The following is a 20,531-nucleotide window of genomic DNA, read 5'->3' as shown; positions in this document are numbered from 1 at the left end:
AACTTGAAACTCCTTCGAGTGGAATGCCGATTCTCCCATATACAAGAACTACCTACACTGGCCCCGTCGTCTTCCACCGGAGCATCGAATGAATCCGCATCACAGCCCCGCCCTGCCGCTCGCAGCCGTCCGGCAGACGATCGAAGCCGCGCTCGCGCAGGCCGCGTCGCTGCAGGTCGCCGGTGTGTCGATCGCGATCGTCGACGCCGGCGCGAACCTGCTCGCATTCATCCGCACCGACGATTGCTTTCTCGGTGCGATCGACCTCGCGCAACGCAAGGCGCTGACGGCGATCCGCTTCCGCGCATCGACCGCCTCGCTCGGCGCGATGTCCGGCGACGGCCCGCTGCGCGGGATCGAGCACAGCCACGGCGGGCTCGTCACGTTCGGCGGCGGCGAGCCGCTCGTCGACGGCGACGGGCGCTGCGTCGGCGCGATCGGCATATCTGGCGGCAGCGTCGAGCAGGACGACGCGATCGCGCGGCATTGCCGCGATCGCTTTCACGCAACCTTTCCCACCTCGAGGTAAGCACATGGCTCAGAAACGCATCCTCATCACCGGCGCGGGCAGCGGCTTCGGCCGCGAAGTCGCGCTGCGGCTCGCACAACACGGTCACGCGGTCACGGCCGGCGTCCGCACGACCGCCGAAATCGACGCGCTGACGGACGCCGCCGCGCAGCGCGGCACGGCACTGCGCGCGGTGAAACTCGACGTGACTTCGGCCTACGACCGCGCCCGCGCGGCCGAATTCGAAGTCGACGTGCTCGTGAACAACGCGGGCGTCGGCGAAGCCGGCGCGCTGGTCGACCTGCCGGTCGAGATCGTGCGCGAGCTGTTCGACGTCAACCTGTTCGGGCCGCTCGAACTCACGCAGCAGATCGCCCGCGGCATGCTCGCGCGCGGGCACGGCAAGATCGTGTTCGTATCGTCGATCGCGGGATTGATCACGGGGCCGTTCACGGGCGCCTATTGCGCGTCGAAGCACGCGGTCGAATCGGTCGCCGAGGCGATGCACGCGGAGCTGGCGCCGCACGGCATCCGCGTCGCGGTCGTGAACCCGGGCCCGTACAGCACCGGCTTCAACGACCGCATGATGGAAACGCCGCGGCGCTGGCGCGATCCGGCCGTCCACACGGTGACGCCCGAGCGGCTGACCTTCCCGCTCGAGCAGCACGATCCGGAGGAAATGATCGCGAAGATGGTCGACGTGATCGAAAACGACGGCGGCGCATTCCGCAACCTGCTGCCGCAGTCGTCGGAAGCGTTCGTGCGCGCCGAGCAGGCGCGCGCGTGGGACCGGCAGCAGTGACGCAGGCCGGCGTCGGCAGGCGGGTCACGCAGGAACGCCCTGCCCGCCGCCCGGCCTGTCGCGTACGACGTTCGCCGTCGATGACCTTCCCGACGGCGCGAACCGTCGCGGGTCAATGCGTCGCCGAAGCCGGGCTCGCAACCGGGCGGGCCGCGTCGAGCCGCGCCGAGCGCGCTCAGTACACGTCCCGCATGTAGCGCCGCGCCTTCGAGAGCTTCGCGACGTAGTCGTTCGCGGCTTCGTCCGACATCCCGCCGTGCTCGGCGACGACCGCCTTCAGCGCGGTATCGACGTCCTTGGCCATCCGCGCGGCGTCGCCGCACACGTAGAAGTGCGCGCCTTCCTCCAGCCACTTGTACAGCTCGGCGCCCTGCTCGCGCATCCGGTCCTGCACGTAGATCTTGTCGGCCTGGTCGCGCGAGAACGCGAGATCGAGCCGCGTCAGGAAGCCGCTGTCGCGCATCGCGCTCAGTTCGTCGCCGTAGTAGAAGTCGGTCTGCGCATGCTGCTCGCCGAAGAACAGCCAGTTGCGGCCGCGCGCGCCGCGCGCCTGCCGCTCGTGCAGGAAGCCGCGGAACGGCGCGACGCCGGTGCCGGGCCCGACCATCACGACCGGCACGTCGCCGTTCACCGGCGGCCGGAAATGCGCGGACTTCTGCACGAACACCGGCACGCGGCCGTCGTCCGCGCGATCGGCGAGGAACGTCGACGCGACGCCTTTGCGCGCGCGGCGGCCATTGTGATAACGCACGGCCGACACCGTCAGGTGAATCTCGCCCGGGTGCGCGCTCGGGCTCGACGCGATCGAATACAGGCGCGGCTGCAGCCGCTTCAGCATCCCGACCAGCTCCGCGCCCGACAGCTCGACCGGGAATTCGTGCAGCACGTCCGCGAGCTGTTGCCCCCACAACCATTGCTTCAGGTCGGCCTTGCGATCGTCGCCGAGCAGCGCCTTCAGCGCACCGTTCGCGCTGCGCGACGCGATGAACGCGAGCGTGTCGGGATGCGGGCGCGTGATGTCGAAGTGGCGCGCCAGCGCATCGCCGAGCCGCACGTCGCCGACGCCCGCGACCGACACGGGCGCATCGGCCTTCAGCGCGGTGACCGACAGCAGCTCGTCGACCAGCTCCGGGCAGTTGGTCGGCCACACGCCGAGCGCGTCGCCGGTTTCGTATTCGAGGTTCGCGCCTTCGGTCGACAGCGACACGTAGCGCGTGTCCTTCGCGGCGCCCGGCCGGTTGAGCCGCAGGTTCGCGACGAGCTTCGACGGCGCCGGATGCGCCTTGGTCGGCAGCAGCCCCGACGCGCGCATCCCGGCGGTCGGCACCGCATGCAGCGCCGCATCCGCTTCCTTGATCCGGGCGACCACGCGCTCGAGCCACTGGTCGGCATCGCGCTGGAACTCGACGTCGCAATCGACGCGCGCGCACAGGCGCGCCGCGCCGAGTTCCGCGAGCCTTGCATCGAGCCGGCGGCCGTGCCCGCAGAACTGGTCGTAGTTGCGATCGCCGAACGCGAGCACCGCGAAGTGCACGCCGTCGAGGCGCGCGGCGCTGCCGGCCTGCAGCGCGTCCCAGAACTCGCTGCCGTTGTCGGGCGCGTCGCCGTCGCCGAACGTGCTCGTCATCAGCAGCACGTATTGCGCGCCGGCCAGCGACGCGACCGGATAGTCGGACATGCACGCGGTGCGGATCTCGAAGCCGGCGTTCATCAGCTGCGTCGCGTAGTCCTCGGTCAGCGATTCGATGTTGCCGGTCTGCGACGCCCACAGCAGCACGACCTTCGGGCGCGTGCGCACGATCCGCACGCCGCCGGGCGCGGCGGCCTCGGCCGGCAGTGCGGGCATGGCGCCTTCCGCGGTGTGGGCCGGCAACGCTCGGCTGAACAGCCCCGCCAGCATCCCGTCGAGCCAGAACCGCACCGGCGGCGTGAGCGGCGCGCCGGCCGGCAGCACCGGCACGCCGCCGTCGCGCCGGCCGGCGCTCGCCTTCAGCCCGCTGACGAGGCCGGCCACGTACAGGCGCTCCGCGTCGGTGAGCGGCGGCGGCGCGAGATCGGCCACGCCGAGCGCGGCCGCGAAAGTGTCGAGGTCTGCCATGTCGGATTCCTGTGAAGCCGTGATCTGCACCGCCGCCGGCACGGGCCGCGCGTCGCCGGCGGCGGCATCGGGTCGCGACGTGTCGTCGGCCGCGGACGCGAACGCGTCCGTGTCGACGCGCGCGAGCGCGACCGCGCAATACTTCAGTTCGGGTTGCTGCGATTCCGGATCGATCGCGTCGTTCGTCACCGCGTTGATGCACAGGTCGTCGCCGTACACGTCGTTCCAGTGCATCGGCGCGAAGCAATTGCCGCGCTGCACGCGCTCGGTCACGACGGCCGGCAGCACGGCGCGGCCGCGCGCCGAGCGAATCTCGACGCTGTCCTGCGTGGCGATGCCGAGCGCGCTCGCGTCGTCCGGATGCAGTTCGACGAACGGGCGCGGATTGAGCTTGTTCAGCATCGCGACCTTGCCCGTCTTCGTCATCGTGTGCCATTGATGCTGCAGCCGGCCGGTGTTCAGCACGATCGGGAACGTATCGTCCGGCAGCTCGGCCGGATCGACGTGCGGCCGAGCGAAAAAGCGCGCCTTGCCCGACGGCGTCGGGAACGCGAGGCGCGGCGCAGCGCCGCCGTCGGCTGCCGCGCGCGGCGTCTGGCTCACGCCGTCGTTCAGGTAGCGGACCGGGTGCCGCTCGCGCGCGGTGCCCGGCGCGACCGGCCATTGCACCGGGCCCTCGCGCAGCGCCGCATGGCTCGCGCCGCGCAGGTCGTAGCCGGTCGCCGGATTCGAAAAGCGCACGATCTCGTCGAACACGTCGGCCGCCGACGCATAGTCGAACGCATCGCCGAAACCCATCTCGCGCGCGACTTCCGCGACGATGCGCCAGTCCGGCAGCGCGTCGCCGGGCGGCGCAACCGCGGCGCGCATCAGCGTCATGTTGCGTTCGGAGTTGATCATCACGCCGTCGCCCTCGGCCCACAGCGCGCCGGGCAGCAGGATGTCCGCGTAGCGGTTGGTCTCGGTGTCGAGGAATGCGTCCTGCGCGATCACGAGCTCCGCGGCCTGCAGCCCGGCGATCACGTTCTGCCGGTTCGGCACCGTCGCGACCGGATTCGTGCAGACGATCCAGCACGCCTTGATGTCACCGGCCGCCATCCGTTCGAACAGGTCGACGGTGCCGCGGCCGGCGTCCTTGCGCAGCGTGCCGGCCGGCACGCGCCACAGGTGCTCGACGAAGCGCCGGTCGTCGTCGGACAGCACCGAGCGCTGGCCCGGCAGCCCGGGCCCCATGTAGCCCATCTCGCGCCCGCCCATCGCGTTCGGCTGGCCGGTCAGCGAGAACGGCCCGCTGCCAGGCCGGCAGATCGTGCCCGTCGCGAGATGCAGGTTGCAGATCGCGTTGGTGTTCCACACGCCGTGCGTGCTCTGGTTGAGACCCATCGTCCAGCAGCTCATCCATTCCTGCGCGTCGCCGATCCATTGCGCGGCCGTGCGGATGTCGGCTTCGGCGAGGCCAGTGATCTCGGCGACGCGTTCGGGCGTGTAGTCGGCGAGGAACGCGGGCATCGCGTCCCAGCCTTCGGTGTACGCATCGATGAACGCGGCATCGATGCGGCCGTTCGCGTGCAGCAGGTGCAGCAATCCGTTGGTCAGCGCGAGATCGGTGCCCGGCCGGATCTGCAGGAACAGGTCGGCCTTGTCGGCGGTGCCGGTGCGGCGCGGATCGACGACGATCAGCTTCGCGCCGGCCTTCACGCGATCCATCATCCGCAGGAACAGGATCGGGTGGCAGTCGGCCATGTTCGCGCCGATCACGAAGAACAGGTTCGCGCGATCGAAGTCCTGGTACGAGCCGGGCGGGCCGTCCGCGCCGAGCGACTGCTTGTAGCCGGTGCCCGCGCTCGCCATGCACAGGCGCGAGTTCGACTCGATGTTGTTGGTGCCGACGAAGCCCTTCGCGAGCTTGTTCACGAGGTATTGCGCCTCGATCGACATCTGCCCCGACACGTAGAACGACAGCGCGTCGGGCCCGTGCGCGTCGAGCACCGCGCGCAGCCGCCGCGCGGTCTCGGCGATCGCGTCGCGGGCCGGCAGCGGCACGAGGTCGTCCTCGCGCGCGCGCCGCACGAACGCGCGGTCGAGCCGCCCCGAGCGGCGCAGCGCGACATGCGCCGACGAACCCTTCGTGCACAGCCGTCCGAAGTTGGCCGGATGGTCGGAGTCGCCCGATACCTTGACGACTTCGTCATCCTCGACGTGCAGCACCATCCCGCAGCCGACGCCGCAGTACGGGCACACGCTCTTGACGGGGGTGGCGCTCATGCGTGGTCCGGGGCGTTCAGGCGGCGATCCATACGAAGCCGTCCTCGACCCGCGACGGATACGCGTTCACCGACTGCTCGGGCGCTTCGAGGCATTCGCCGGTCCGCAGGTCGAAATGCTGCTTGTACAGCGGCGACGCAACCACCACGCGCTCGCCGAGGCTGCCGATCAGCCCGCGCGACATCACCGCCGCCTGCGACACCGGGTCGACGTTGTCGATCGCGAACACGCCGCCTGCTTCGGCATGCGCGACGTGAAACACGGCGACCTGCTCGCCGTTGACGAGCGCGCACACGCCGGTGTTCGGCACGATGTCGTCGAGCGGGCACACGCGGGTCCAGGACAGGGGATGACGATCGTTCATGATGGGCTCCTTGGAAAAGACGCTGGTGTCGGTCGAAGTCACACGGTGGCGGGTTCGGCGACGACGGGAATCGCAACGGGCCTGCCGCCCGCGCGCTCGGCCGGCGTGGCAGGCCGGATCTGGCCGCGCGTCTCGACGAATGCGATGGTCGTGTCCGGCGCGTCGCTGTTCACGAAGTGGCGGAAGCGCTTGCGCGTGTCCGGGTCTGTGACGGCCTTCTTCCATTCGCATTCGTAGGTGTCGACCACGTGCTGCATGTCGGCCTCGAGTTCGGCCGCGATCCCGAGCGTGTCGCGCACGACGACGTCGGCCAGGTAGTCGAGCCCGCCTTCGAGGTTGTCGCGCCACACGCTGGTGCGCTGCAGCCGGTCGGCGGTGCGCACGTAGAACATCAGGAAGCGGTCGATGTAGCGGATCAGCGTGGCGCGGTCGAGGTCGGACGCGAGCAGTTCCGCGTGGCGCGGCTTCATCCCGCCGTTGCCGCATACGTACAGGTTCCAGCCCTTCTCGGTCGCGATGATCCCGACGTCCTTGCCTTGCGCTTCCGCGCACTCGCGCGTGCAGCCCGACACGCCGAACTTGATCTTGTGCGGCGCGCGCAGGCCCTTGTAGCGGTTCTCGAGGTCGATCGCGAGGCCGACCGAATCGTCGACGCCGTAGCGGCACCACGTCGAGCCGACGCACGACTTCACGGTACGAAGCGCCTTGCCGTACGCATGCCCCGATTCGAAGCCGGCCGCGATCAGTTCTTCCCAGATCGACGGCAGCTGCTCGACGCGCGCGCCGAACAGGTCGACGCGCTGGCCGCCGGTGATCTTCGTGTAGAGCCCGTACTTCTTCGCGACCTGGCCCACCGCGATCAGCCCTTCCGGCGTCACCTCGCCGCCCGGCATGCGCGGCACGACCGAGTACGTGCCGTCGCGCTGGATGTTCGCGAGGTAGTAGTCGTTCGAATCCTGCAGCCCAGCATGCTCCTTCTTCAGCACGAACTCGTTGAAGCACGACGCGAGGATGCCCGCCACCGCCGGCTTGCACACGTCGCAGCCGAGCCCGTGGCCGTGCTTCGCGAGCAGTGCGTCGAAGGTCGTGATGCGCTCGACGCGGATCAGGTGGAACAGCTCCTGGCGCGAATACGGGAAGTGCTCGCACAGATGGTTGTTGACCGCGAGGCCCTGCTTCTTCATCTCGGCCTTCATGATCTGCGTGACGAGCGGCACGCAGCCGCCGCACGACGTGCCCGCGCCCGTGCACGACTTCAGTGCGCCCAGGCTCGTCGCGCCGTCGGCCACCGCCGCGCAGATCTGCGACTTCGACACGTTGTTGCACGAGCAGATCTGCGCGCCGTCCGGCAATGCGTCGACGCCGATCGCGGGCTTCGCCGCGCCGTCCGACGACGGCAGGATCAGGAATTCCGGCGACTCGGGCAGCTCGATGCGGTTCAGCATCATCTGCAGCAGCGTGCCGTATTCGGCCGCGTCGCCGACCATCACCGCGCCGTGCAGGAACTTGCCGCAGTCCGATACCACCAGCTTCTTGTAGACCTGGCGGCGCTCGTCCGCGTACTGGTAGGTGCGGCTGCCGGCCGTCGCGCCGTGCGCGTCGCCGATGCTCGCGACGTCGACGCCCATCAGCTTCAGCTTGGTGCTCATGTCGGCGCCGGCGAATGCGGCGTCGGCCGCTTCTTCCGGGGCGCCGCCGAGCTGCTTCGCGACCACGCGCGCCATGTCGTAGCCCGGTGCGACGAGCCCGTACACCATCCCGTTCCAGGCCGCGCATTCGCCGATCGCGTAGATGTCGGCGTCGCTCGTGCGGCACGCGTCGTCGATCGCGACGCCGCCGCGCGGGCCGATTTCGAGGCCGCACGCACGCGCCAGTTCGTCGCGTGCGCGGATGCCGGCCGAGAACACGATCATGTCGGCATCGAGATGCGAACCGTCGGCGAACGCCATCCGGTGCGTGCCTTCTTCGCCGTCGACGATTTCGAGCGTGTTCTTGCCCGTATGCACGGTCACGCCGAGCGCCTCGATCTTCGCGCGCAGCATCCGGCCGCCGCCGTCGTCGACCTGCACCGCCATCAGCCGCGGCGCGAATTCGACGACGTGCGTGTCGAGCCCCATGTCGCGCAGCGCCTTCGCGCATTCGAGGCCGAGCAGCCCGCCGCCGATCACCACGCCACGCTTCGCGTGCGTGCCGCACGCCTGCATCGCTTCGAGATCCTCGATCGTCCGGTACACGAAGCAGCCCGCGCGATCGCGCCCCGGCACCGGCGGCACGAACGGACGCGAGCCCGTCGCGAGCACCAGCTTGTCGTACGCGAGCGTTTCGCCGGACGCGAGCGTGACCGTGTGCGCGGCACGGTCGATCGATGCGACCCGGGCGTTCAGCCGCAGGTCGAACTGCGGATGACGCTCGAAGAAGCCGGGTTCGACGAGCGACAGGTCGTCGGCCGACTTGCCCGCGAAGAATTCCGACAGGTGCACGCGGTCGTACGCCGGACGCGGTTCCTCGCCGAGCACCGTGACCTGCAGCGCGCCCGCCGCGCCGGCTTGCGCGGCGACGCATTCGAGGAGCTTGTGGCCGACCATCCCGTGGCCGATGACGATGAGTTTCATGATGACGTTTCCTTCGGTCGATCAGTTCGCGGCGCCGGCGGCGGCGAGCGCGCGGTCACGCAGCTCGGCCTCGCGTGCCTTGTGTTCCTCGCTGAAGCGCACGGCCATCGCGCACAGCGCGGTCGCGGTGACGGCGAGCCCGAGCAGGCTCAGCGTGTGCTGCACGTCGCCGACGCCCTTCAGCAGGAACGCCGCGGCCACCGCGCCGACGTTGCCGCCCGCGCCGACGATCCCCGCGACGCCGCCGAGCGCCTTGCGGTCGATGAACGGCACCAGCGCATAGGTCGCGCCGCAGGCCATGTGCGTGAAGAGGCCGAAGGTCAGCATCGCGACGAGCGCCATGCCGATGCCCTGCGCATGCGAGAACCAGACCAGCCCGAGCCCTTCACCGACGATCAGCGCGCATAGCAGCGTCGCGCGCACGTCGAGGCTGCGGCGCGCGGTGATCTTGTCCGACAGCCAGCCGCCGAGCGCGCGGGCGAACAGCGCGAGCAGCCCGAACATCCCGACCGCGAAGCCGGCGTCCTTCAGCGACAGCTTGAAGTGATCGACGTAGTACAGCGCGGCGATGTTGTGGATGAACACCTCGACGCCGAAGCACGCGCCGTACGTGACGAACAGCATCCACACGCGATAGTTGCCGCACGCGGCGAAGAAGCTCGCCCAGCCGCCCTTCTTGCCGCTGTCGACCGTCACGCCCTGCTTGCGCAGCGCGATGAAGTCGCCTTGCGGGCAGTCCTGCGTGAAGCGCCAGTACGCCCAGGCCATCGCGAGCATCGCGACGCCCGGCACGACGAGCGCGATGCGCCACGACGCGTCGTCGCCGAAGCCGAGCATCAGGCCGGCCGCGACGAGCAGCGGCATCATCGCCTGCGTCGCGCCCGCGCCCGCGTTGCCCCATCCGGCGGTGGTCGCGTTCGCGGTGCCGACCACGTTCGGCGCGAACATCACCGACGTGTGGTACTGCGTGATCACGAAGCCCGCGCCGATCGCGCCGATGCCGAGCCGGCAGATCAGGAACGTCACATAGTCGTGCGAGAACGACACCGCGAACACCGGAATCGCGCCGAGCACCAGCAGCCCGACATACACGCGGCGCGGGCCGAAGCGGTCGCACATCGGGCCGACCAGCAGCCGCACGGCGATCGTCGCGGCCACCGCGGCGATGTTGATGTTCGCGACCTGTGCCGCGGTGAGGTGGAACTCGCGCGCAATCAGCGGCATCAGCGGCGCGCATGCGAACCACGCGAAGAAGCATACGAAGAACGCCATCCACGTCATGTGGAACGCGCGCATCGGCGCGGTGCGGAAGCTGAAGAGATCGATACGGGTAGCTTTGTCGGTCATGTCATCCGCCAAACGAAAAACGGCGTCCTGCACACCCGGTCTCGTCGAGACCCGATGTGTAGGACGCCGTTGCCCATGAAGCCCGTTGCCGGGCGCGTCGGTAATCGGTACTGCGGACGAATCGCCATTGACCCGCCCGAGCCAGCTTACGCAAACGCCGTGCCATATCCGCCCGAATCGCATCTGCAGCCCCGCCGCACAAGGCTCGCCGGCCGTTGCACGCGTCGCTGCACGACGCCGCGCATGATACGTCGGGATGCAGCGAGGCACAGATACGGTGCGCTGCAGCACTGTCGCCGTGCGACATCGCGGTGCGCGTGGACGGGGCCGCGATGCACGCCGATGCGGCATCGCGTGCGCCGCGGCCCCGCGGCCGCATGCGGGCCGGCGTCCGTCGTGGCGGTCGCAGCATGTGTATCGCGGCAGTCATTGCCGCATTTGTCACCACGTCGGTTGCCGCGCTCGCCGCCCGGTTCGAGCAGGTTGGCCCGGATATTGCTGATTCCGGACCACACCGGCAACGGCGCCGGTGGGCAGTCCCCGCAAGTCGGGCCCGCCGTTGCAGGCGGGCGCAACAGATCAGGACAACGACGTCCCCCCGTGCCCGGCACGGCCGGATGTCGCGATCGCGTCGACCGCCCGCCGCCGCCGCAAGCAACAATGCGTTATCGATCGCCGCACGCACGCGGCACTGGAACACGACATGACGACTGGAAAAGTCACGCTGCTGGGCGCCGGGCCCGGCGATCCCGATCTCCTCACACTGAAGGCCGTGAAGGCGCTGGCGGCCGCCGACGTGCTGCTGCTCGACGATCTCGTCGCGCCCGGCATCGTCGAACTCGCGCCGCACGCGCGCGTGATCCGCGTCGGCAAGCGCGGCGGTTGCCGCTCCACGCCGCAGGCGTTCATCGAGAAACTGATGCGCCGCTACGCGCTGCGCGGCGCGCACGTCGTGCGCGTCAAGGGCGGCGACGCGCTGCTGTTCGGCCGCGCCGGCGAGGAACTCGCGACGCTGCGCGCCGCCGCGATTCCCGTCGACATCGTCAACGGCATCTCGTCGGGCTTCGCGGCCGCCGCGAGCCTCGGCATCTCGCTCACGCACCGCGAGCACTGCCAGGGCGTCACGTTCGTCACCGCACATCGCCAGGACCACGGCGAACCCGACTGGGCGGCGCTCGCGGCGACCGGCACCACGCTCGCGATCTACATGGGCGTGAGCCGCGTGGCCAGCATCGCGGCGGGCCTGCTCGCCGCCTTGCCCGCGTCGACGCCGGCCGCCGCCGTGCAGTGGGCCGGCACGCCGCACGAGCGCCGCTGGGCAGGCACGCTCGGCGGCCTCGCGCGCGGCGTCGCGGCGGCCCGGCTCGGCAGCCCGGCCGTGATGCTGGTCGGCGCGGCGATCGGCGAAACCGCCGTGCGGTGCACCGATGTCGCCGGCGAGGCGCTCCTGTCGCGGGCGGCGTAGCATGGGTCACGTCACGCGGCACCGTCCGCACGCCCGTTCCGCTCACCGCGGCCGCGTTCGCGCCGGCTGCCGGGGATGCATGCGTGAGGTTCCGGGCACATCGACTTCCGCCCGCGCCCCGCAACCCCCGTTCCACCCTTGCACCGAAGCCGGTCCGTCCCCGTTCGCGTCATGAGTTCGTCCGTCCCGCCCGCACGCCTGCGCGTGCTGCTCGTCACCGACACCGACAAGCCGATCGGCGAACTCGGCGACGCGCTCGCGCGCCTCGGCTACGAGATGCTCAACGACGTCGCGACGCCCGCGCGCCTGCCCGCGGCCGTCGAGGAGCAGCGCCCCGACGTCGTCATCATCGATACCGATTCGCCGTCGCGCGACACGCTCGAGCAACTGGCCGTGATGCACGCGACCGCGCCGCGCCCCGTGCTGATGTTCAGCCACGATGCCGACCAGGCGCTGATTCACGCGGCGGTCGGCGCCGGCGTCAGCGCGTATCTCGTCGAGGGCCTGTCGGCCGAGCGCCTCGCGCCGATCCTCGAAGTCGCGCTCGCGCGCTTCTCGCACGACGATGCGCTGCGCCGCCGGCTCGCCGACGTCGAGCGCGAGCTCGCCGAACGCAAGCTGATCGATCGCGCGAAGCGCCTGCTGATGGATCAGCGCAGGCTGTCCGAGCACGATGCGTATGCGTTGCTGCGCAAGCGCGCGATGGACCAGGGCCTGCGCATCGTCGACGTCGCGCGGCAACTGCTCGATGCGACCCAACCGTCATGAATGCCATGAACCCTTCGCCTCCCGCCGCGCCGGAACGCGCGCATCTTCGTCTCGGGTTCGTCGCGCTGAGCGACGCGGCCCCGCTGATCGTCGCGCAGCAGCTGAATCTCGGCGCGCGCCACGGCCTGACGCTGGAACTGAGCCGCCAGCCGTCCTGGGCCGCCGTGCGCGACAAGCTGCTGAGCGGCGAACTCGACGCCGCGCACGCGCTGTACGGGCTCGTGTGCGGGCTGCAGCTCGGCATCGGCGGCCCGCAGGCCGACATGGCCGCGCTGATGGTGCTGAACCGCAACGGCCAGGCGATCACGTTCGCCCGCGGCCTCGCCGACGCCTACCGCGCAAGCGGCGACGTCCGCACGGCGCTCGCGACGCTCGGACGCAAGCCGCTGCTCGCGCAGACCTTCCCGACCGGCACGCATGCGATGTGGCTGAACCACTGGCTCGCGTCGCACGGCATCGATCCGTTGCGCGACGTGCGCAGCGTCGTGATTCCGCCGCCCGAGATGGTCGCGGCGCTCGCGAGCGGCGAACTCGACGGCTTCTGCGCGGGCGAGCCGTGGCACGCGGTGGCCGAAGCGTGCGGCGCGGGCCGGACCGTCGCCGTCACCAGCGAGATCTGGCCCGATCATCCGGAGAAGGTGCTCGCGGCCCGGCGCGATTTCGTCGCGCTGTATCCGGCCACCGCGCGCGCGCTGATCCGCACGCTCGTCGATGCGTGCGCGTGGCTCGACAGCGCCGCGCACCGTCGCGACGCGGCCGGCTGGCTCGCGTCGCCCGATGCGCTCGGCGTACCGGCCCGGCTGATCGCGCCGCGCCTGCTCGGCGACTACGGCCCGGGGCCGTTCGCGCAGCCGCCGCTGCCGATCCGCTTCCATGACGGCGGCGCCGTGAACCGGCCGGATCCCCAGGAAGGCCGGTGGTTCCTGTTGCAATACCGCCGCTGGGGCATGCTCGACGGCACGCACGACGACGCGGCCATCGCCGCGGCGATCGCGCAGACGGCGTTGTATGATGCTGCGGTCGCCGAAGGCGGTGCGGCGGACAGGTGATCCCGGCACGGATGCCGGGGCCGCCGCGCAGCACCATGCCGCGCCCCGCGGAATGCCTGACCCGATGCGCCGGTCCGCTCCGGCTCGCCGCGCCGCATGGACGCGTTTGCATCCGCGTCGCCAGTCCGTCCCCGTTCAGAATCGATGCCGAAACGAACGCGCACGCCGCTCGACGTGCTGCTCACCGAAATCCGCGCGTGCCGCGCCTGCGAAGCCGACCTGCCGCTCGGCCCGCGCCCCGTCGTGCGCGCCCATCGCGACGCCCGCATCCTGATCGTCGGGCAGGCGCCCGGCGCCCGCGTCCATGCGAGCGGCATCCCGTGGGACGATGCCAGCGGCAAGCGGCTGCGCGACTGGCTCGGTGTCGACGCCGACACGTTCTACGACGAGACCCGCTTCGCGATCGTGCCGATGGGTTTCTGCTACCCCGGCCGCGGCGCGAGCGGCGACAACCCGCCGCGTCCTGAATGTGCACCACTGTGGATCGACCGGCTGCTCGCCGAATTGCCGTCGATCCGGCTGACGCTGCTGATCGGCCAGTACGCGCAGCGGCATTTCCTGCGCGACACGCGCCAGGCGACGCTGACCGACACCGTGCACGCGTGGCGCGACTACGGCCCCGACGTGCTGCCGCTGCCGCATCCGTCGCCGCGCAACCAGGCGTGGTTCAAGCACCATCCGTGGTTCGATGCCGAGGTCGTGCCGGAACTGCGGCGGCGCGTCGCGCCGCTGATCGCCGGCTGACGGAAACCGGCCGCCCCCTGTTCCCAATCGAAATGAATCAGAACGACATAGACTTTTCATGCACCGGCTGCGGCCGCTGCTGCCACGACCTGCGCATTCCGCTGACCGTCGCCGAGGCCACGGCATGGCTGCGGCGCGGCGGCCATGTGGAACTGTTGTGCGACGCCATGCCGTGGCCCGTCGAACCGGCCCCCGACGACGCGTTCGCCGCATACAAGCGGGCACGTTCGTCGCCCGCGTTCAGCGGCACGCTGCCGGTACGCGTCACCACCCTGCTCACCGCGTCCCATGCCGGGCCGTGCCCGAACCTGCGCGACGACCTGCGCTGCGCGATCTACGACGAACGGCCGCTGGTGTGCCGGATTTACCCCGCCGAGGTCAATCCGTTCGTACCGCTGGCGCTGGACGGCAAGCAGTGCCCGGCCGACGCATGGCAGCAGGCGCCGCTCACCCGCGGCGGCACGATCGTCGATGCCCTCACACGCGAGAACATCGCGTGCGCACGGGAGGCGAGCGTGGCTGAGACGCCGCTTCGTGCACGACTGTGCGCGGCGCTCGGCATCGATACGGCAGCCGTCGCGAACGAAGGATTCGCGATTCACGCGCCTTCCGCCGGCGCGCTGCTGGCCGCGCTGAGCGCGCTCGACGATGCGCGCGCAACGGCGGCCGCCGAGCCGGCGCCGACGGCATGGACGCTGCTCACGAATCGCACCGCGACCGCCGACACGCTCCGCTCGGTCGGCGCATCCAGCCGGCTCGCCACCGACGGGGCCGACACGCGCTGCCGCTACCTGGGCTTTCATCCGGCCGCCTGATTGCCCTGTCGCCGCGCGGGGCGCGCGCCCACGCGGCCCGTCCGGCCTGCGCGGATCGGCCCGCAGATTCCGGCCGCGCCCGGTTCGCTGTACCATCGCGGCTCAACCGCGTCACCAACAGCAGAATCCTTCATGCCCTCCACCGCCCCGCCGCGCCTGTACGGGATGCCCGAACGCAGCGACCGGCTCGATTTCTACATCCGCGACCAGGCGTCGCGCCAGGCGATCACCGAGCCGCACCGGCACGCGTATTTCCAGATCCAGTTCAACCTCGGCGGCGACACCGAGCAGCGGATCGGCGGCGTCACGCGGCCGTTTCCGCGCGGCGCGCTCGCGTTCGTGCTGCCCCACCGAGAACACCTGATTCCGCATCCGGAAGGCGCGCACTTCATCGTCATCAACTTCAGCCAGGCGTTCCTGCGCGCCGATCTCGACGTCGATCCGCTCGATCTCGAGGATGTCCCCGCGCAGCGCTTTCCGGAGCTGACGCCGTTCCGCTTCCAGGAACATCTCGACTTCATCCTGACCGGCGACGCGTTCGACGAGGCGCGGCGCCTCGCGCTGTGCATGCTCGATGCCGACCGCGTGCGCACCTTCGGCTCGACCACGCTGCTGCGCGGCTACCTGCTGCAGTTGATCGGCCTCGTCTGCACGCAGTACGCGGGCGCGCTCGACAAGCTCGCGCAGCGTGGCGCCCAGCGCGCGGGCCGGCGCGACGCCCTCGCTCGCGTGCTGCGCCACGTGCGCGCGAACCTGACCCGCGAGGACCTCACGCTCGCGGCCACCGCCGAGGCCGCGTTCCTGTCGCCGAACTACCTCGCGCACCTGGTGCGCAAGGAAACCGGCAGCACCTTCACCGATCTCGTGACCGAGCGCCGGATCGCGCTCGCGCAGTCGCTGCTCGCGCATACGAGCCGGCGCATCGCCGACATCGCGCGCTCGGTCGGCTTCCGCGACGAAGGGTATTTCGCGCGGCGCTTCCGGGCGCGGGTCGGCGTGTCGCCGAAGGCGTACCGGGATGCCAACGCCGCGCTGCCGGACGCCGACGCAGCGCCGACGGCCGGCGACGCGTAGATTTGTCCGGTTAAAGCGCAGTTGCGTCGCATCCCGGCGCGCATGCGTCGGGTATCGTTCCATGCATGCCGGCCCGCGGCGCATTGCGCGGGCAACGGCATCCGTCTATTCATCGAACGAGGTCATCCGATGTCCGCATACGTCATCGACGCTTCCGAGCGTCCTTCCGTCGAAGTCGAACAGTCGTCCGCGCGCTTTCCGGTGCGCCGCGTGTTCTGCGTCGGCCGCAACTACGCCGACCACGCGCGCGAAATGGGCGCCGATCCCGACCGTGAACCGCCGTTCTTCTTCACGAAGCCGGCCGACGCGATCGTCCCGGCCGCCGGCACCGTCCCGTATCCGCCGCTGACCGGCGACCTCCATCATGAAATCGAGCTGGTCGTCGCGATCGGCAAGGACGGCCGGTCGATCGACCCGGCCGATGCGCTGTCGCACGTTTGGGGCTACGGCGTCGGCGTCGACCTCACGCGCCGCGACCTGCAGGCCGAAGCGAAGAAGCTTAGCCGGCCGTGGGACTGGGCGAAGGGTTTCGACGCGTCGGGCCCCGTGACCGCGCTGCGCGCTGCGACCGCCACGGGCCATCCGGCAAGCGGCCGGATCTGGCTCGCGGTCAATGGCGAAACGCGCCAGCAAGGCGATCTCGCCGACATGATCTGGGCCGTGCCGGACGTGATCGCGTACGTGTCGCGCTCGGTCGAGCTGAAGGCCGGCGACCTGATCTTCACCGGCACGCCGGCCGGCGTCGGCGCGCTGCAGCCGGGCGACCGCGTGACGGGTGGCGTCGACGGCGTCGCGACGTTCGAGTTCACGATGGGGGCGAAGCCGTAAGGCATCGTGCGGGCGCATGCGACGCGCAGTCGGTCCGACGGCTGTCGGGTCGGGTCGTATCGCTCCTTGTCGATCCGGGCAGCGATCGCATCGCGCCGGATCGGCGTGCCGGTCCTGTCGCGTCGATCACGCGCGCCGTTCGCGGGCGTCGAAGATTCGTACGCACACCGCGGCCGCCAGCGCGATCGCCGTGGACTGGTCGCCATCGCGCAGCCTAGCGACCCGAGCGTGAAGATGCCGAGGCGCGTCAGCATGATCGGTCGCCGCCCGGACCGGTCCGAGAGCGGCCCCATCACGAACTCGAGCGACACGGCGACCGCCGCGTAGCCGCCTAGCGACAGCGCGACGAGCGCATAGTCGGCGCGCAGGTCGCGCGCGATCGCCAGCAGCGACGGCAGGAACAGGCTCAACGGCAGCACCGAGAACGCGCACAGCAGGATCAGCGTTGCGTGTCGCGGTGCAGCCGGCTCGGAAGCGATCGGCAGGTTTGGATGCAAGCGGGTGCCCACCCCGCACGCGTCGCGTGGACGTGCGCAATGCAAAAGACGTTCTTCGTGGATTTCCGGGGAGGTCGGTTGTCGACCCTGAACGGCCCTTCAGATTCATCCAAAGCGGCCAATCGTTGTGAGCTGCAGCGGGATTTTGTAGCCACGCTCGATGAGTATCTTGGCCTCGGCGCGACTGCGGAATCATGCCCGATTAAATTGCTTCTCCCGCAGCGTGCCGTTGGAACCTTCAACGGAATCGTTCTGCCAAGGGCGGCAAGAACGGACACAGCGTGTACGATCTGGTCTTCAAGAAAACCATCCAAGGAGAGAGGAATGAATCCGGAACAGGCCCGTGCCGAAGAAACCCAGGCGATGGAGCGCATGGTGGCCGCCACGCTGCGCGTGCAGAGTACGTTCGCCTCGATGCAGAAGCAATTTCCGCCGCAAGGCAGCGGCGAGCCTTCGCCGTTCGCGCTGCAGACCTTTGATGCCGCCCTGCAGGAACTTGAAGACGCACAGGCCGCGTTCGATGCGCTGCTGAACGATCTGATCGACGGTAACCGCTAAAGACCACGCCCTTATCTGCACCGACTGTCGACAATCTAAAAAGCTGTGTCGAACGGCCGTTTGTGGCCGAGGCCGTGTGAAAACGCATGGCCAAGGCTCCAGTTGAAAAACTCGACCCTTCAGATCGCGCTGTATCGGCCTGGTGGCTGTTCGGGAAGGGTAAAGTGACACCCGAAAACCGTGTGGTTTCGCGTTTTCACACAGCCTCGGCCGAATACTGCCCAATTAGCCGTCAATTCATAAAGCAGTCGATCGAAGAACCTCCCCCGAAGATGCCACCGACCGCGGCCAAGTTCCGCGTTCGCAAAACCGGTCCCCCACCAGGACTCACGGGCGCAGCCCGAACACGCCGTGCCACAGAGCGCTGAAAAAATCCGTATGCGCGTGTTCGTCACTCCTTCGTGCGTCGCTCTTTGGCGCCTGCTCCGATGCCTCCTGTGTCGCCCTCTCGTCGCCTTGCGGCATCTGCTCATCACGCTGCCCGTCCCGCGATGCGCCCGGCTGGCGCGACGCATGCAGCTCGACCACACTGCCGGCAATGCGCTCGGCGAGTTGACCATCGCAATCACGGCCGAGCAGAACACCGAACACGACGTCGCGATTGTGCCCTTGCTCGGCGAAGCGCATCGCCAATGCCACGAACCGCGCATATTCCGCTTCGCGCTCTGCCTTCAGGCGTTCCTCTTCTTCGCGAAGCCGTGCGTGACGGCGCATTTCCTCTGCGTAAACGGTGTCATAGACGCGGCGCAGCTTCGGGTCCGAGAGAATCGCGTATGCCTCCTTGATCTCCTGAAATCGCGCATGCGCGTCCGCTTCGCACCCGACGTTGCGGTCGGGATGTGCTTTCATCGCTGCTTTCCGGTAGCCGCGCTTGATTTCCTCGTCGGTGGCGTTCTCGCGCACACCGAGCAATTCATACATTGTCGTCATGGTGCGTCGGGATGAAAGTCGGATCGCATTGATCCTAGCATGTCGCCGCGGCGCCCATCCGCCGGGTTGAGAATTCACCAGGTACTGAACATTCTGACTGCAGTTCAGGGGCGCTTTGGCAGATGACGAGATCCGAATCATTCTCGTCGGAGCGGCCGTTTGCCGACTGGAACGGTCGCGCGAGTATCCGAATGAGCATGCAGCAATCGTTCGCCCCGATGGCCAAGGTCAGTGGCCGCTTTCGAGCGGCTATCGAAACACGGCTGCCGCGCAGGTTCGTCGTAGCCGACGAGCCAATCCGTTCAACCCTGCCTCTTCGTGAAGCGCTCCCGTTTTGTATCTCCATGCTGGAACAACGGTGCGTACTCGTGCAAATCTCGCGGCGAGATGTCGAAGGCTCGACGGAATGCACGAGTAAAGCTTGATGCATCATTGAAGCCCAACCCCGAGGCAACGTCCTGTACCTCCACATGGGGAAAGCGCACCAGTTCATCGGCCGCAATTCGCAGCCTGCGGTTGCGGATATAAGCGGCCAGGCCCCCTTCATGCTCGAATATTCGGTACACGCTGGCGCGTGAGAGATTAAGCGACGCCAACACGCTGTCGGGCGACAGATTCGGATCATGCAGATTTGCCTCGACGTGCCGCCGCACTTGCCCGTATACAGCAGCGCGGACCGCCGCGCGGGCATTGCCGGCAAGACCCGCCTGGCGGCAGAAGGCCGCAACGATCAACTCTACCGCCGTGAGCAAGGACCGATGCGCTTCGTCCTTGCTCAGTCCGACGATGGTTTTATTGAGCGCCACCAGATGCTCGATCAGCATGCGCGTCAGAGGATCGGTGGCGTGAATCCAGCGGCCATGCAGCGACGCCGCATCAGGGAATGACTTTTCCACCAGTGCGCGTGGCACAAACAGGAGAAGTATCCGGCTATGAAAACTCCGGACCGTGCACGGCTGATCCATGTCCAGGGCGAGGATACTTGGCACGTGCGGCACGTGCGGCGCGTCGGACCGTGGTTTGCCGCCCAGGAACTGCCCCGGCGACCCTTCAAGGTATATGCTGAACGAGACGTCCCGCACGCTCTCGGTCGAAACCCGACCCAACGATCGCACGGCCAGGTTCGGCCCCGTGCGAAAGTCGAGGATGCTCAGATTCTCGATCGTGTAACGGGACATCGATGCATCGAACGTATCCTCGGCTTGCTTCGACGAAGGCAATATGTCGTAGACGGGACTCATGCGCTCTTGCCAGGCCAGCAAGCTTCGACGGGCGTCGCCTTGAACGCTGAAACTGCTGTGCACGATGCCGGGCGCGAGCACCGGCCGCTCCGGCGGCAACAACAGGCGGCCTGGCGGTATCGCAGTGTGTAGTGGGTCGTCGTTCAATGCGGCGCTCTTCGCTGATTTTCGTCCGGCTTTGATCTGCCCAGCACTCCTGAACGCCATATCGATCCAATCGCTCGCCCGGAACGCGCTAGTGCAGCATGGGAAGCATACCAGTACGTGCTTTGCCGTAGCACACGGCGCGTCCCCTCCCGCTTCTTCAGCATCACGCAATCGTTTGCGAATCGCGATTTCACCACCTGCGCGAAGGCGAGCCTGATCGCTCGTGCTTCCGGCAATTCGACCGGGCCCAGCGCATCCGATAGAAGTTCCGTTTTTTTGAGACGGAGTGTCAAGCCGACCCGACCGCCCTTTCTAGAATTCTCGGGGCCGCATGTCCGCAGGTGCTTGCCTGTTTCAGGCGGCCACAGGCTGTCGAATCCGGCCACGCGATAGTTGTCGAAGGCCGCCTGTAAGGCATG

General features: G+C 68.9%; 16 protein-coding genes and 1 pseudogene. 10 read left to right on the top strand and 7 right to left on the bottom strand.

Features of this window, described 5'->3' with window-relative positions:
• Positions 1-88: 88 nt before the first annotated feature.
• The gene (locus tag DIE02_RS24130) at positions 89-529 is read left to right on the top strand and encodes a heme-binding protein (protein ID WP_124484645.1); all 441 of its coding nucleotides are present in this window, start codon (positions 89-91) and stop codon (positions 527-529) included.
• Positions 530-533: 4 nt separating this feature from the next.
• Positions 534-1,310: an SDR family oxidoreductase gene (locus DIE02_RS24125; protein WP_124484644.1), complete on the top strand. Its 777-nt coding sequence runs from the start codon at positions 534-536 to the stop codon at positions 1,308-1,310.
• A gap of 175 nt (positions 1,311-1,485) precedes the next feature.
• Here the strand turns inward: DIE02_RS24125 and DIE02_RS24120 are convergent, their stop codons facing one another.
• Genes DIE02_RS24120 through DIE02_RS24105 form a run of 4 tightly spaced genes read right to left on the bottom strand, consistent with a single transcriptional unit; the run spans position 1,486 to position 9,996 of the window.
• Positions 1,486-5,673, bottom strand: a complete 4,188-nt coding sequence (locus DIE02_RS24120; protein ID WP_124484643.1) for a bifunctional nitrate reductase/sulfite reductase flavoprotein subunit alpha — start codon at positions 5,671-5,673, stop codon at positions 1,486-1,488.
• A 16-nt stretch (positions 5,674-5,689) separates the two neighbouring features.
• The gene (nirD, locus tag DIE02_RS24115) at positions 5,690-6,037 is read right to left on the bottom strand and encodes a nitrite reductase small subunit NirD (RefSeq protein ID WP_124484642.1); all 348 of its coding nucleotides are present in this window, start codon (positions 6,035-6,037) and stop codon (positions 5,690-5,692) included.
• A gap of 38 nt (positions 6,038-6,075) precedes the next feature.
• Positions 6,076-8,649 (bottom strand): nitrite reductase large subunit NirB, encoded by a 2,574-nt coding sequence (gene nirB / locus DIE02_RS24110; RefSeq protein WP_124484641.1) that lies wholly within the window; start codon positions 8,647-8,649, stop codon positions 6,076-6,078.
• A 21-nt stretch (positions 8,650-8,670) separates the two neighbouring features.
• Positions 8,671-9,996: an MFS transporter gene (locus DIE02_RS24105; RefSeq protein WP_124484640.1), complete on the bottom strand. Its 1,326-nt coding sequence runs from the start codon at positions 9,994-9,996 to the stop codon at positions 8,671-8,673.
• Between the two features lie 703 nt (positions 9,997-10,699).
• Between DIE02_RS24105 and cobA the strand changes: the two genes are divergently transcribed.
• The 7 genes from cobA to DIE02_RS24065 all read left to right on the top strand — a co-directional run bounded on the left by cobA (position 10,700) and on the right by DIE02_RS24065 (position 16,739).
• Positions 10,700-11,461 carry a uroporphyrinogen-III C-methyltransferase gene (gene cobA, locus DIE02_RS24095; protein WP_124484639.1) on the top strand — a complete coding sequence of 254 codons (762 nt, stop codon included), beginning with the start codon at positions 10,700-10,702 and terminating at the stop codon, positions 11,459-11,461.
• A gap of 171 nt (positions 11,462-11,632) precedes the next feature.
• On the top strand, positions 11,633-12,229 hold the full coding sequence (locus DIE02_RS24090) for an ANTAR domain-containing response regulator (protein ID WP_124484638.1): 597 nt from the start codon (positions 11,633-11,635) through the stop codon (positions 12,227-12,229).
• A 5-nt stretch (positions 12,230-12,234) separates the two neighbouring features.
• Positions 12,235-13,278, top strand: a complete 1,044-nt coding sequence (locus tag DIE02_RS24085) for a CmpA/NrtA family ABC transporter substrate-binding protein (protein ID WP_124484637.1) — start codon at positions 12,235-12,237, stop codon at positions 13,276-13,278.
• Positions 13,279-13,422: 144 nt separating this feature from the next.
• Complete coding sequence (locus DIE02_RS24080) at positions 13,423-14,022, top strand: uracil-DNA glycosylase family protein (RefSeq protein ID WP_124484636.1); 600 nt, start codon at positions 13,423-13,425, stop codon at positions 14,020-14,022.
• 32 nt (positions 14,023-14,054) lie between these two features.
• On the top strand, positions 14,055-14,837 hold the full coding sequence (locus DIE02_RS24075) for a YkgJ family cysteine cluster protein (protein WP_124484635.1): 783 nt from the start codon (positions 14,055-14,057) through the stop codon (positions 14,835-14,837).
• Between the two features lie 132 nt (positions 14,838-14,969).
• Positions 14,970-15,911, top strand: a complete 942-nt coding sequence (locus tag DIE02_RS24070) for a helix-turn-helix transcriptional regulator (protein WP_044843331.1) — start codon at positions 14,970-14,972, stop codon at positions 15,909-15,911.
• 129 nt (positions 15,912-16,040) lie between these two features.
• Positions 16,041-16,739 carry a fumarylacetoacetate hydrolase family protein gene (locus tag DIE02_RS24065; protein ID WP_124484634.1) on the top strand — a complete coding sequence of 233 codons (699 nt, stop codon included), beginning with the start codon at positions 16,041-16,043 and terminating at the stop codon, positions 16,737-16,739.
• A gap of 188 nt (positions 16,740-16,927) precedes the next feature.
• Here DIE02_RS24065 and DIE02_RS36120 read toward each other — a convergent pair.
• Positions 16,928-17,236 (bottom strand): annotated as a pseudogene (locus DIE02_RS36120) (MFS transporter); the annotation flags it as partial.
• 324 nt (positions 17,237-17,560) lie between these two features.
• Here DIE02_RS36120 and DIE02_RS24055 point away from each other — a divergent pair.
• Complete coding sequence (locus tag DIE02_RS24055; protein ID WP_011549124.1) at positions 17,561-17,794, top strand: hypothetical protein; 234 nt, start codon at positions 17,561-17,563, stop codon at positions 17,792-17,794.
• 327 nt (positions 17,795-18,121) lie between these two features.
• Here the strand turns inward: DIE02_RS24055 and DIE02_RS24050 are convergent, their stop codons facing one another.
• On the bottom strand, positions 18,122-18,724 hold the full coding sequence (locus tag DIE02_RS24050; protein WP_124484633.1) for a J domain-containing protein: 603 nt from the start codon (positions 18,722-18,724) through the stop codon (positions 18,122-18,124).
• Between the two features lie 302 nt (positions 18,725-19,026).
• Positions 19,027-20,112, bottom strand: coding sequence for a helix-turn-helix domain-containing protein (locus tag DIE02_RS24045; protein ID WP_260427222.1), 1,086 nt, complete (start codon positions 20,110-20,112; stop codon positions 19,027-19,029).
• Positions 20,113-20,531 lie beyond the last annotated feature (419 nt).

This window comes from Burkholderia sp. Bp8991, assembly GCF_003853795.1.
Taxonomy (GTDB): Bacteria; Pseudomonadota; Gammaproteobacteria; order Burkholderiales; family Burkholderiaceae; genus Burkholderia.
The sequence above is the reverse complement of the archived record's forward strand: the minus strand, read 5'-3'. Positions and strand labels throughout refer to the sequence as shown.